Origin of the sequence: Allobacillus saliphilus, from assembly GCF_018138385.1 — a bacterium.
In the GTDB taxonomy this organism is placed as follows: domain Bacteria; phylum Bacillota; class Bacilli; order Bacillales; family Alkalibacillaceae; genus Allobacillus; species Allobacillus saliphilus.
This window is the reverse complement of record NZ_JAGSIE010000027.1, coordinates 40,226-53,991: the sequence shown is the minus strand read 5'-3', so window position 1 is coordinate 53,991 and position 13,766 is coordinate 40,226. Positions and strand designations below refer to the sequence as shown.

The 13,766-nt window shown below is 36.3% G+C and carries 12 protein-coding genes; 4 read left to right on the top strand and 8 right to left on the bottom strand.

Annotated features, from left to right (window positions below):
* Positions 1 to 107 precede the first annotated feature (107 nt).
* The 5 genes from KC820_RS09530 to KC820_RS09510 all read right to left on the bottom strand — a co-directional run bounded on the left by KC820_RS09530 (position 108) and on the right by KC820_RS09510 (position 4,661).
* Entirely contained in the window at positions 108 to 1,994 is a 1,887-nt protein-coding gene (locus KC820_RS09530; protein WP_212370501.1) for an LTA synthase family protein, read from the bottom strand.
* Positions 1,995 to 2,118: 124 nt separating this feature from the next.
* On the bottom strand, positions 2,119 to 2,310 hold the full coding sequence (locus KC820_RS09525; RefSeq protein WP_212370499.1) for a YqgQ family protein: 192 nt from the start codon (positions 2,308 to 2,310) through the stop codon (positions 2,119 to 2,121).
* 39 nt (positions 2,311 to 2,349) lie between these two features.
* Complete coding sequence (locus KC820_RS09520) at positions 2,350 to 3,888, bottom strand: rhomboid family protein (RefSeq protein ID WP_212370497.1); 1,539 nt, start codon at positions 3,886 to 3,888, stop codon at positions 2,350 to 2,352.
* Between the two features lie 30 nt (positions 3,889 to 3,918).
* Positions 3,919 to 4,407, bottom strand: coding sequence for an endolytic transglycosylase MltG (locus KC820_RS13235; RefSeq protein WP_236782601.1), 489 nt, complete (start codon positions 4,405 to 4,407; stop codon positions 3,919 to 3,921).
* Between the two features lie 14 nt (positions 4,408 to 4,421).
* Entirely contained in the window at positions 4,422 to 4,661 is a 240-nt protein-coding gene (locus KC820_RS09510; protein ID WP_212370495.1) for a hypothetical protein, read from the bottom strand.
* Positions 4,662 to 4,824: 163 nt separating this feature from the next.
* On the opposite strand from KC820_RS09510, the gene rpmG reads away from it, so the two are divergent.
* Both rpmG and KC820_RS09500 read left to right on the top strand, forming a co-directional pair.
* The gene (gene rpmG, locus KC820_RS09505) at positions 4,825 to 4,974 is read left to right on the top strand and encodes a 50S ribosomal protein L33 (protein ID WP_144087458.1); all 150 of its coding nucleotides are present in this window, start codon (positions 4,825 to 4,827) and stop codon (positions 4,972 to 4,974) included.
* A 169-nt stretch (positions 4,975 to 5,143) separates the two neighbouring features.
* Positions 5,144 to 5,731, top strand: coding sequence for a 5-formyltetrahydrofolate cyclo-ligase (locus tag KC820_RS09500; protein WP_212370493.1), 588 nt, complete (start codon positions 5,144 to 5,146; stop codon positions 5,729 to 5,731).
* A gap of 131 nt (positions 5,732 to 5,862) precedes the next feature.
* On the opposite strand, the gene KC820_RS09495 is transcribed toward KC820_RS09500, so the two are convergent.
* The 3 genes from KC820_RS09495 to KC820_RS09485 all read right to left on the bottom strand — a co-directional run bounded on the left by KC820_RS09495 (position 5,863) and on the right by KC820_RS09485 (position 10,063).
* Positions 5,863 to 7,968 (bottom strand): peptidoglycan D,D-transpeptidase FtsI family protein, encoded by a 2,106-nt coding sequence (locus KC820_RS09495; RefSeq protein ID WP_212370491.1) that lies wholly within the window; start codon positions 7,966 to 7,968, stop codon positions 5,863 to 5,865.
* A gap of 87 nt (positions 7,969 to 8,055) precedes the next feature.
* Entirely contained in the window at positions 8,056 to 9,261 is a 1,206-nt protein-coding gene (locus tag KC820_RS09490; protein WP_212370490.1) for an MFS transporter, read from the bottom strand.
* 193 nt (positions 9,262 to 9,454) lie between these two features.
* The gene (locus tag KC820_RS09485) at positions 9,455 to 10,063 is read right to left on the bottom strand and encodes a superoxide dismutase (protein WP_212370489.1); all 609 of its coding nucleotides are present in this window, start codon (positions 10,061 to 10,063) and stop codon (positions 9,455 to 9,457) included.
* Between the two features lie 204 nt (positions 10,064 to 10,267).
* Here KC820_RS09485 and cydD point away from each other — a divergent pair, with 204 nt between their 5' ends.
* On the top strand, positions 10,268 to 11,995 hold the full coding sequence (gene cydD / locus KC820_RS09480) for a thiol reductant ABC exporter subunit CydD (protein ID WP_212370488.1): 1,728 nt from the start codon (positions 10,268 to 10,270) through the stop codon (positions 11,993 to 11,995).
* Complete coding sequence (gene cydC / locus KC820_RS09475; RefSeq protein WP_212370487.1) at positions 11,992 to 13,692, top strand: thiol reductant ABC exporter subunit CydC; 1,701 nt, start codon at positions 11,992 to 11,994, stop codon at positions 13,690 to 13,692. Before cydD ends, cydC begins: the two co-directional genes overlap by 4 nt.
* Positions 13,693 to 13,766: the final 74 nt, after the last annotated feature.

Here is a 13,766-nt window from a genome sequence, read left to right as displayed (position 1 = left end):
TCCGTATATTTCCTACGCTAAATTAGATTGTCATTCGTGTTTCTGAGTTTATAACTTAGATTTGTCCCAGCCTCTTTACTTTACTTATTAACTTCACTTCGGTTGCGTTATTCCACTTCTTCCTCAATAATTTCTCCTTTATCGAAATTGTAGAATCGGAATAAATCCCCATAAATAATCTCGTCAGAATACTTCAGTTCTTGCATCGCCTGTTCCACAATATCTGTACAATTGCTGTCATCTGCAATATCGCCTGTTGAGCGTTCATAACATAGTTCACTCGTATAAATATATTCATCTCCAACAACAGTTCCATCTCTCATTGCGATGAATCCTTTTCGTTCTTCGGAAAATAAATCATTACCAAAAACAATGTCATTTTGATTTTCGATATCCAACATGTTCAAAATGGTCGGTTTGAAATCAATTTGACCCGTGACCTGTGAGATCACTTGATTGTTTTCGTTTCCAGGAATGTGAATGAGTAAAGGTACTCTTTCTAACAAAACTTCGTCATAAGGTGTAATTTCATCTTTTCCAAGAAACTGTGCCATCGCTTTGTTATGATAAGAGCTTATCCCGTAGTGATCTCCCATTATGATAATGATTGAATCCTCATACTTGCCAGATTCTTTCAGCTCATCGAAAAACACTTCCAACGACTCATCAAAATATCGAACCGTTTGGAAATATTGATTTAATGTCGTTGAGTTTGAATCAAATTGTTCGATTGTCGCTTTTTCCTCTGGTATTTCAAATGGAAAATGGTTCGTTAAAGAGATCATTTTTAAATAATAAGGTTCTTCTAAATCTTTCATCATGTCGACTGATTGCCTGAAGAATTCCTTATCTTCGAGGCCCCACCCGAAGGAGTGTTCATCACTAATTTCATATGATTGTTGATCGAAAAATTTATCGTATCCCAATGATTCATACATCGTATTACGATTCCAAAAACTTCCGTTATTCGCATGCATAGAGTAAGATGAGTATCCTTTTTCTTTAATTATTTTTGGCAATGAATGAAATTCGTTTTGTGCATGTGTAAAATACACGGCACTATTTGGTAAAGGATACAAACTGTTATCTAAAATAAATTCGTGGTCAGAAGTTTTTCCTAATAGCGTTTGATGATAAAAGTTATCGAAATAATAGCTATCTTCCACTAAATCATTCAGAAACGGAGTAATTTCTTCTCCGTGTAATTCTTTATTGATCACAAAAGATTGTAGTGACTCTGCAGCGATATAAATTATGTTTTTATCTTCTGCAATTCCTTTCATGTCTGTTGAGGTTACTTTGTTGGTTGATCGAATCTCTTTATCTACATATTTTTCAATCTCGCTCATTTCCGAACCATCAGCAAATAACCGTTTTGATTGTGTGGACGCAGTCAGGACCATATCATACGCATGAAATGCAAAAATTCCCACATTCTTCACTAAGTATTCACGGTCAAATCCACGCTTGAACAACATCGGCCTTTCAATTTCAGCCAGCGTCAAATTGAGCGCTAAAGCTGCCAATGAGACGACAATAAGCTTTCTTTTAAACAGACCTGTATACAACTTAACCGGAAAAGTGGATTTTCTTGCAAAGTAGAAAATGAGAATCACATCTAGAAACAATAAGATGTCGGTAAGATAAAACAAAGAAAACACACTTGAACCTAAATCTCCAGCGTTGTTAACTTGGAATAGAGTCGGAATCGTCACGAAGTCTGTAAAATTCCGATAATAAAGCAAGTTCGCGAAAACAATTAAACTCATTACGAGTGAAACATATTTGATGTATCGCTTTTGGTTTTTAGGTTTCATCCAAACCGCAAGAAACAAAATGAATGCACTGATTGCTAATGCATTGATGATTAAGATTGTCTCCTGAAAGATGGATTCAATTGAAAGGTTAAAATAAAAGCGGTAGACAATATATGTTTTTACTCCTAGGAGTATTGCTGCAATGATAAATAATGGTATTTGTTTTATTTTGTTCATTTGAAGTCTCCTCACTTTTATCCCGATATAACTCCTATACAAATAAGACGAGTTATTAGATTAAAAGTTTCAAATCATATCGTATTTATTGTTCCCGTTATATGTTACAAACAAACGGGGCTTATTAACTATATTTGCTGCGTTCCTTTCTGACTATTAAAAGGGCACGCATATATTCCTCATTGGTTATCAGTTTATTTTGATATAATTCATTAATCTCTTGTTCCATCAAATTAAATTCAGCTAACCGATCGCCAATGTAAATAAAAATTCCATATTTTTTAAGTAATTGAAGCACATCAAGAAATGTTTCCATAACTCCACCCACTACGTTCATATAAACTTAATATTTTTATCACTTTAATTTTTGATAAAATTCCTCAAATTGCTCATTGTCTGGCTGTAACTCAATGGCTTTCTCAGCATACTTTAATGCTTCATCTTCCTCCATTAATCGTGAATGAACAACCGCTAAATTAAAGTAGGCTTCTGCAAAATTCTGATCAATATTCACAGCAGTGTGGAAATCTTTTTCTGCCAAATCAATTTCTTTTTGCTCGAAATAAGCCACACCTCTATAGAAATAAAGATACGCCTCTTCTCTTCCTCGATCTAGTTCATCGTTCACTAACTCAATCGTCTCATTATATGAACCTTCACCAATTAGTTCTTGAGCAGTTGCTGAAAATGTGTGTGGGTTGTCGAGACCGCCTGCTCGGTTCATTCCGTATAAAACTAAAGCAGCTATAATCGTAATATACATAAAAAATGCAACGAATTGCCTTACGAAAGCTTTTTTGTACGGCAAGTGAACAATCTGTGAGGCAACGAAACCACCAATTAAACCACCCAAATGCGCCCCATTATCGATTTGAGGAATTGTAAAACCAAAAACTAAATTTATACCAATAACGATAAATAAGCTAGAGCCCATCGTCTGAAAGAATAAGCGTTTATAATGCACTCCAAAAAATAATAGCGCACCAAACAAACCAAAGATTGCACCAGAGGCACCTGCTGCTATCGCATCATTTGTCGCAAAACTTGCCACACCACCAAACAGTCCTGCAAATAGATAAATGAACAAGAATCGCTTGCTGCCGAATATACGTTCAACCGCTTCACCTAAAAAATATAAAGCCATCATATTCATGAACAAATGCAACGTACCTATATGAAGGAACATTGAAGTAAATATGCGCCACCATTCACCCTCAATGATTGCCGGGTTATATTTAGCACCAAAATCAATCAGATCTTCCGTGTTTGTTGAACTTCCGACAGATTCCATATACATAAAAATGAATACATTAATCGCAATCAATAAAAACGTCCATCTTGGCTTTCCGAAGTGGAACGTTTCTTTAATTTCACGTTGTTGTTGTTTGTACGTTGAAAAGAGTTGCTGTTCGATATAATGAGTGTATGATTCTTGCTCTTCGATTGTTGGATACTCATCAAATAATGTTGATGATTCTTTTCCCATGCGGCTTAAAAAACGATTGAATTCCTCTTGTATATATTCTTCACTAAACAAATAAACGGAGGAATGCAAGCGTTTATTATTTTTCAGTTGTCGGTCTTTCAATAAAGGTTCCCAATGATCTACAGGTAAAAGATCGCTCACATAAATAAAGTGAAAAAAATAATTTCTGCGGCCACGAACTGGGTTCTGTCTAAATATTGACTTCGTCTTTTCCTGGATATCCCGCTCGAGCTGCCGTGCCCAATCGAACGTCTGGTGACTAAGTGTAACAATATGCGTAGAACCCTTTTCAGTTTTTTCTAGAACATATTCTTTTTGATTAGGCATAATTTGAACGAGATTAAATTGTTCATGGTTAACTAAATATTCAACTGTCTTCAATAATGTATATCGTTCAGTTATATACAATGTTACAGCTCCTCATGATCAACTGAGGCATTACCGTGTAATTAGCTTGGCAATTTCCTCAATACTCATTGATGAATCAATTTCATAAGAACCTAATTGAATCGTCTGACTTAAATCATGTTCTGCCAAATAATCAATAAATGGCTTTCTATCATTAATTATTTTATTTCTTTCTAGTGAATCTGCGATATCAGAAGAGTTCATCCCTTGTTCTATTTCCAGAACGTAGTGAAAAACGTCTTTCTCATTTGAAGACGCCGAATCATCTGATGTGCTGCTCTCTTTTTTTAGAGCTTTCAATTGAGCTTTTAACTCTTTATTTTTATCCACCAAATTAGTATATTCATCTTGTGGTAATAACTTGAGCTCTTGCTCCTCAATATATGTTTGTATTTCACTTTCCGGAACATTCGAGAAGTCTTTTACTTCGTTGGAATTTACTTCCATCCAATAAATAAGTCCAAAGATGAATGTTGCTGTCAATAGACCTACAGAATAGGCCATAACCATTCGTTTCAATTAGCTTTCACCCTTTAGCGATTCCAATGACTAGTGCTTTGATCTTTTTGATAATCTTTTACATCAAGAGGCTCTGATAGCAGTTCTTCTTCTAAAACCTTCAATTTATTATTGATTAAATAACGATCTTGTAAGGAAGAAATACGTATTTGTTCAACTTGGTATTCAATGTCTTTTAATTGATCGTTCATGAAAAAGGATAAAATAAACAATACGATTCCGATAGTACCTACACTAATTAATGCGATGATCAATCCATACACCTCATTTTGAAAAAATTCCTAAATTCTATTTTATCATAAATTTTATTGACGAGGCACTAAAATTGTAACAGTTCTATTTCAAAGCTTGAAACTCGAATTGTTCTTTGGTATGATAATGAAGTCAAAATGATAAGTGCAGAATGGAGGAATCATGATGCGTGAACAAATTACATTAGCGTGCACAGAAACAGGTGATCGTAACTATATTACTACGAAAAACAAGCGTACGAATCCTGAGCGACTTGAATTGAAAAAATATAGCCCACGTTTGAAAAAACATACGCTACATCGTGAAACGAAGTAAAACAGTAGGTTCCTGCCTGCTGTTTTTTTATATAGGAAATCTTCTAAGTATTTAACCATCCAATTAATGGAATACTCTTAATGAATCCATCGAATGACTGTTGGATCTTCATACAATCGTGATAAGCTAATGATAAACATTCTACAATATCGTAAAGGATAGGTGCTCAATGTCGAAACACGTCTACCGTACACTCAGTAAGCGATTGCTTCATCATATCCCTCGCCAATACAAGGATGATTGTCTCAATAGCATGATGGTACATTTGCAGGAAACGAACTTGTGGCAAGAAGCTGATACAGTCGCACTCACTATTCCTCGAAATAATGAACTGAATATTGAAGAAATCATTAAGGCTGCTTGGAAGTCAGGAAAACAAGTGGCTATTCCCAAATGCTTTCCAAAGAAAAATCATCACATGGAGTTTTATTTATATACCAATAAAAAAGAATTAGAAAACGTATACCTGGACTTGTATGAACCTAAAGATCATCGCGAAAAAATAGTTGATAAAGATTTTATCGATCTTATAATTGTTCCCGGCTTATTATTTGATCCACAAGGATATCGCATCGGATATGGCGGTGGCTATTACGACCGGTATTTAGTTGATTATCCGAATTCAACCGTTTCTTTAGCGATGGAAGAGCAAATCGTCCAATATATACCTTTTGATGAAAATGATATTCCGGTTGATTTCATCATCACTGAAGATCGGATGATTCATTGTGAAATCGAACGGAAGAAAAGCTCTTAATCGAATTGAATCACCCGTTAGAAACAAACAAAAACGTGCTAACCCTGAAATGAAACTTTACCTAGGGGATAGCACGTTTTCTGAGTGATTCAAATTCTGTTTTAAAACATGATTTCTTTTATAAGGCTTTTTTATTCTTCTTCTGATTCTTCCTCTTCTGATTCACTTTCCGAGTCATCTTCATTAGAACCTTTTAGCCGTTCTTCTTTCAACTCAAAATAAGTATCCAATGCCCTTCTTCCAATTCGGTGGTGAACTGGGTAGTCACCGGTTCCTAAATAAGGTGCCATGACGGCAAAAGCTATTTCCGGTTCATCAAAAGGTGCATAACCAACGAGATTGTAATTATTGACATCGGAATGTAAGGTTTTCGTGTCATTGTCCCAGTAAAAAGCTTCTGCAGTTCCCGTCTTGCCAGCTGGGTTATACTCAGCATCAGCGAAATACCTGTACCCTGTCCCTCCACTTTCTTGAAAGGCTTGTCGCATACCTTCTTGGACTCTTTTTAAATAAGTGTCTTTCATTTCTATTTTATTAAGAATCGTCGGTTCGTTAACTTTATATAGAGGGCCGAGTTGGTCCCCTTTCGATGAATTATGAATCTGCTTGACGAGATACGGTTTCATCCGGTAGCCATCATTCGCGATTGTTGAAATGTACTGAGCGAGTTGCATTGCTGTGTAGTTTCCGTACTGACCGATTGCCATATCTTGAAGTTCACCGCCATCAGCCTTAGCAATTTCCATATTTTCTTCATATGGAAAATCGATACCTGTTTTGGCTCCAAGACCAAACTGTTTATAATAGTTCTTCATCTGTGTGTAAGCTTCACTATTGTATGTGATGCCTTTTCCATATTGGTAATTATATTCTCCACCCATTCGCATCGCAATAAACCACATATAGACGTTGGAAGATCGTTTAATTGCATCGATATCATTTACTGGACCTAATCTTGTCCAAGAACTTTTTTCTTTATCAACTGATATTTTAATCGGACGGTCAGTAATCACTTCTCCCGGACGGATCACCCCTGAATCAAGACCCGCCAACACTGTAGCACCTTTTACCGTGGAACCTGGTAAATACGTGTCATAAAGTACTTTATGGGATACGTCCGTAAATTCATCTTCTCCTGTTTCAGAAGGATTGTATTGTTGTCCAGAGGTAGCCAAAACTTCTCCCGTTTTTGGATTCATCAAAACTATGACAGCATGTCTGAACCATCTGTTTTTCCCTGGATGTTTTTGCACGGCTGCCTTCACTTCTTCTTGCACGATTTTATCTATTCGATGTTGAAGTTCCATATCCACCGAAAGGATCAAGTCTTTACCTCTTTGTCCTTCACGGATTGTATTTGAGTCAATTACAGTACCGCTCGAATCAGTAATATGCTCTTTAATCTCTTTATTTCCATTTAAATAAAGCTCATACTCTTTTTCAATTCCACTTCGACCGACACGGTCATTTCGACTATAATTCCTCGCGAGAAAGTATTGATCCTCATCTTGCGGGATTCCTTGTTGTTGACTCGTTATTCTTCCAATGTAACTTGCAAAAGTACTTCCAAATAAATAATCACGTTCCCAATCCGTCGTGACATTAATTCCCGGTAATTCATGCAAGTTTTCACCGATTGCCATATATTCTTCTACAGTGATGTCTTCATATTGAATGATATGAGGTGTCAGCTCGTATGCTTTGTCCAGTTCTCGCTTAATAGCCATGACTTCAAGTTCTTGTTCTGAAAAGCCCTCTAATTCATCATCCGAGATCTTTTCGAGCATTACATAATATTGATCCTGATCACTCAGTTCTTTCTCTTCTTCTGTTAATCGTTCATATGCCTCTTTTTTATTGTTAATGATCCAGTAGTCTTGTTTATTTCGTTTGGTTACTGGTTCTGTATCCATTTCAATATATTTTGCTAATTTTTCAGCAATTTCTACATTATCTTCCGGTTGAACGTGCTTTTTTGGTGTATATGTAATAGCGAACTTCGCCTTGTTGTCAACGACGAGTTCACCGTTACGGTCATACATCTTACCTCTAGGTACAGGTGTCGCAGAAGTTACTCGCTCTGTTCGATCGAGTTCTTCTTGGGCGTCCATGCCGAATAAAATCTGGACAACGCCGAGTTGTAAAATCAAACCGGAAAACAATAGAAAAATAATAAAAAACAATATATTTAAACGAAGAGGCAAATGTGATTTTTGCTTCTTATTCTTCTTCCCCATCGTTTGAGCTCTCCCTTAAATCGAGTGAATTTGACAAGCTCTATTATATCATCAAATTAACTCATTTTCATGAAGAACTTCCGACATTTACTCGATTTTTCGAATTTGTAGCATAACGAATAGATAACCTAAACCGAATAGTAGTAGCGAATACCGCAGCCATTGAATCTCATGGAAGTATTGTAAACCAAGCCAAAATAGCACAAGCGAAATAACTCTGCCAAAATTTAATATTATTTCTTTAAATACGACGTATTCAACCCGGTAATCCCTTGCGTTCCTTGCCTGGCCAATGACATCGTAAGAGATGGACATGAACGGAGCAAAAAACAACGGAAAAGATAATCCAATCATCATTCCATATATATAAAGATCTACTGCGGTATTTGCATAAATAATCCAAATAACAGCAATGTATAGAGCGACAGAGCCAATAAATATAAATCGTTTCCGTTTAGATGGTTTCAACCAGCGATTCAATAACTGATATACCAATAATGATCCACCAGCATAAATGAAATTATAGATTCCGATGGTCATTTCCCGATCGGTAATCATGAATACCCAAAGACCAACAGCAAATAAAAACACACCGTCCCGGAATCCTTGTAGAAAGTGTGCATTTATCATTCGATTCCAATTCGGATTTTCTTTCCATTCTTGCATTGCCCTACGGATAATATACTGCCCGCTCGTTCGTCTGCGTTCGAGAAATATACTAGTTATTACAGCTAGTAAGAATAACAGAAACGATAAAAAGAATATCGTCAAATAGCCTTTGAATCCGGTCAGTACGGTAATCAAATAACCTGCAAATAACGGACCGATCATCCATGCAATCGATTGCAATGTCCCCATCGTGCTATTGAAATAATCACGTGTATGTGGTTCCGTCACTTCAAAGGTCAGCACATTAAATGCCAGTAAATAAAATCCGTAACCCGCTCCAAGAATGGCACCAAGCAATACATAAAATGACGAAGCATGACTTCCTAACGATAATAGACCAATGAAAAATAGTGAGATAAGTATAATTCCGACACGTAAAATAATAACTCGATCGAAACGTTTTACCCATTTGCCAGCAATGACAAAAATAATTAACTGCGTAAAGTAAATAGAAATATTGTACACGGCGAGCAGTTCAATATTATGAGATTGTTTCCAGAGAAAAATATTGACGAAAATATTGGACATGCTTAAACCAAGAGTATATAACGCAGAGATTGCCAGCAGATAAAATAAATTTTTTCTCTCGTATTCAGTTACGTCATCCCGATTGCGAAGTTTCATTTAGCTCCCTCTTTTCAATCTTTAGTCTAAACAAGAGGAAACCAGTTATGCATGCTTAGTATTGTGATTAAATGTATGAAACCTTCACAACAAGAGAACATTTTGCATTAAATAACATCATTTATTTCATTAAAAAAGCTCCCTTCAAAGCAGAATTACTTTGAAGAGAGCCTTTGAAACATCTTATTTCATTTTATTTAGCGTCTTCATAACGCTTACTTACTTCATCCCAGTTTACAACGTTCCAGAATGCTTTAATATAGTCTGGACGACGGTTTTGGTAGTTCAAGTAGTACGCATGCTCCCAAACATCCAAGCCAAGAATTGGTGTTTTTCCGTCCATAACAGGAGTATCTTGGTTTGGAGTTGAAGTGATTTCTAGTTCTCCATTATTTACAATTAACCAAGCCCAGCCAGATCCGAAGCGTCCTGTTGCTGCATTTGCGAATTCATCTTGAAATGCTGAAAAGCTACCGAACTTTTCATTGATCTTATCAGCTAGTTCACCGCTTGGCTCTCCTCCGCCGTTTGGAGAAAGAACTTTCCAGAATAGTGAGTGGTTCGCATGTCCACCACCATTGTTTCTTACTGCTGTTTGAATATCACTTGGTAGAGAGTTAAGATCTTTTAATAACTCATCCAATGATTTGTCTTGAAGGTCAGAATGCCCCTCTAAGGCAGCATTTAATTTCGTCACATAGGTGTTATGGTGCTTCGTGTGGTGAATGTTCATTGTTTCTTTGTCGATGTGTGGCTCTAGTGCATCATATGCGTATGGTAATTCTGGTAATTCAAAAGCCATGATGAAATTCCTCCTTCAAATAATTTAATCCATGGAAATTACAATGAATTTCCCTCCACCTTTAAGGGTATCAATGGTTACAAATTCCTGCAAGCTTTATGCTCTTTTTAAATTGTTAAATCCTTGTCATTCTTATGGCGCGATTCAGTATTCATCACATGATAAAATGGATATAAACAAACCTTTAGGGAGACACGAACTAAAATGGATACAAAAGAGATCATTCGAGAACAAAAACACAAACTGTTCTGGATTTTGCTATTCAGCATCCTACTGGCTGGGATTATTGTCTTCCAAGCCTTTTTAATAGTTGAAATCATTCAATCAATTTTTGTTGAAAACAAGCCATTTGAGGCTGTTATAACATTATTAATTCTCCTATTCATTTTCCTAATCGCACGCGCCTTTATTATTCATCTCATTGGGTCAGTTAGTCTAAGAGTAGGATTTCAGGCTAAGAAAAAGATTAGAAGTCAATTATTAAACCATTTTTCAACTAAAACCCTAACACCGACAAATGAAGACCAAACTGGGAAAAAAATAAGCTTGATGTTAGATACTGTAGACGAAGTAGATCCTTATTTTAGTGAATACTTACCTAAAATCATTCAAGCATCGACGATTCCCGTTACAATTCTGATTGTTATTTTCTTTTTCAACTATCCTTCTGGATTCATCATTTTATTCACCGCTCCTTTTATCCCATTATTTATGGCGATCATTGGGATGAAAACGAGAGATAAATCTGAAGAACAAATTGAACAAATGAATGCTTTTTCTGCGCAATTTCTCGACACAATCCAAGGATTGAAAACATTAAAGATATTCGGTAAGTCTAAACAGTCGGAAACGAAGATCGAAACGAGCACGTTGGGATTTCGTGATGCAACGATGGATGTTTTAAAAGTTGCATTCGCTTCAGCGTTTATGATGGAACTAATATCCATGTTAAGTATGGGGTTAATTGCGTTGGAAGTATCTTTTCGAATGATTATCTTCGAAACGATTACATTTCATACGGCATTCTTTGTTCTCTTATTAGCTCCAGAATTTTATGTATTTTTGAAAGACTTAAGCAGTACTTTTCATTCTGGCAGGGAGAGTTTGACAGCTATTAAAAAAATAGATGAAGAGATTTCCACCGAGACAGATAATGTAAGCTGGGGAGACCAAAAGCTTCAAACGGATTCTCCATCTTCCATCCAACTAAAAAATGTTGAAATGCAATACCCTAACGAAGGCTTCTCGCTTGGTCCAATCACTCTTCATATTAATCCGTATGAAAAGATTGCGCTAATCGGTGAAAGTGGATCGGGTAAAACGACTTTATTTCATCTAATAGCTGGCTTGATGGAACCAAAATCAGGGACAATCTATTTAGACGGTTATTCAAAATCAGATGTTGATTCAACTTCTTGGTTTCGTCAGCTTGGATATTTATCACAAAGTCCTTATATATTTGCTGGAACAATCGCAGAAAACATTTCGCTAAGCACAAATAAACGAGTCAGTGATCAAGTGATTTGGAGTGTATTAAAACAAGTCGAACTTGATGCTCTTGTGTCCACTTTGGAAAATGGTATCCATACGACAATCGGTGAAGGTGGACGAGGATTATCTGGTGGTGAAAAACAGCGGGTAGCACTTGCACGAATTTTAGTGAAACAACCATCAATTTTGTTATTTGATGAACCAACTACTGGACTTGATTTAAAAACGGAAAAAGTCATTCAAAATACGCTGAGTCAATTAACTGACAAAATGACAGTTATTACAATCGCACATCGAATAAAAACAATCCAATCCAGCGACCGCATTTGGATCATGGAAAAAGGAAAAATTGTAGCAGATGGTACACATAAAGAGTTGGAACATTCCAATGAGTTCTATCAGAGCTTAATTACACCAACAAGAAAGGAGAACATTGAATGACGAATCTACGCATTGTAATCAGCGAAATTTTAAAAGAAAAAAAAGATGTTCTTCTATCTGTGTTGTTTGGGTTCATTGCTGGCATGGCAGCGATCGGCTTGTTCTCAGCAAGTGGTTATTTACTATCCAAAGCAGCAATTGGTGTACCACTTACTGCGTTGACTGTCGTCATTGCGATTGTCAAATTGCTTGGAGTGACGAGAGCGTTTAGTCGCTATGGTGAACGTTATTATTCACACCGTGCCAGTTTTACGGTTCTCGGACATATCCGTAAGAGCTTTTATCGAAGACTTGACCGATCATTTTCAACTCTCATGCAAAAATATCAATCCGGTGACTTGCTCTCACGTATGGTTGGGGATATTGAATCATTGCAAACCTATTTCTTACGCGTGCTATATCCACCAATCCTGCTCTTTTTTATTTTCTTGACGACGATTTTCTTTGCGTCCTTTTTCTCATTTTGGATTGCTGTCATTATATTCATTGGCTTTATTCTACAAGTTTTAGTCTTGCCATCAGTTTTTTATTGGTGGCTGATGAAAACGAATCCGAATGTACGAGCGACTCGCACTGCATTATCTAATGACTCAGGTGAATACTTTTTTGGATATAAAGAGCTGAAAATTTTCCAACGTGAAAAGTATCAGAAAGACTCATTAATAAATAAGAGTGATCAATACGAGCAATCAGTATTAAACCAAAAAAGAAAGGAACGTTTGCATCAATCAATATACACATGGGTCGGCTATTTTATCATCTGGCTTGTTTTAGCAGTAGGTGCCTATTTTGTATCAGATGGTGATTTGAATGGTGTCTATTTAGCTGTATTCCTATTACTATCGATAACATTGTTCGAAAACAGCGAGGTCTTAAGTGCCCTACCCATTCATCTAGCAAATAGTCAAGAAGTTAGCGAACGGCTTAGTGAAATAAAGCCTACCGGCCAAAAAGAAAGGAAGTTAACAACTCCTTCATTCGAATCTTTACGTATGAATCAACTGACATTCCGTTATGCCAACGCTCTTTCACCCGCTTTGGTTGATGTTAGTTTTTATTTAAATAAAGGAAGTAAAACAGCTATTGTTGGACCTAGTGGTTCAGGTAAGTCGACAATTATTGATTTAGCTCTCGGACTTGAGTCCACACAAACAGGGTCTATCGAGTGGAATCGCACACCGATTTCACAGTTCGAACAGAGTTCTATATGGAAACAATCAAATGTAGTGTTACAAGAAAGCCATTTCTTTTATGGGACGGTTCGTGATAATTTGCTTACGGAACCATCGCATTCAGATATTGATCTAAAAAATGCTCTCCAGCGGGTAAATCTAACTTATTTAAACCTTGATTCACTTATATTAGAAAAAGGCAGCAATTTATCTGGTGGTGAAAAACAGCGGCTAGCCATTGCAAGAACATTATTGAATCCAGATGCGGAGCTTTGGTTATTAGATGAACCGACTTCAAGCTTAGATACGAATAATAAGGACAATATTTATCAACAACTTTGGGATGAAACAAAAGATAAAACCGTACTTTTGATTACACATGAACTAACCCACTTAGAAAAAATGGACCAAATAATCGTTTTGCAAGAAGGAAAAATTGTTGAATCAGGTACGTATGAAGAGTTAATGGACCGCAAAGGTGAGTTTTACGAAATGAAACAAATTGAAGACTCTGTCTTGTTATAAGGATCAATAATTGTAAAAACATTAGGGCTATATCATTAAGATTGAATGATAACAAAACCCCAGTTAGGACGTGA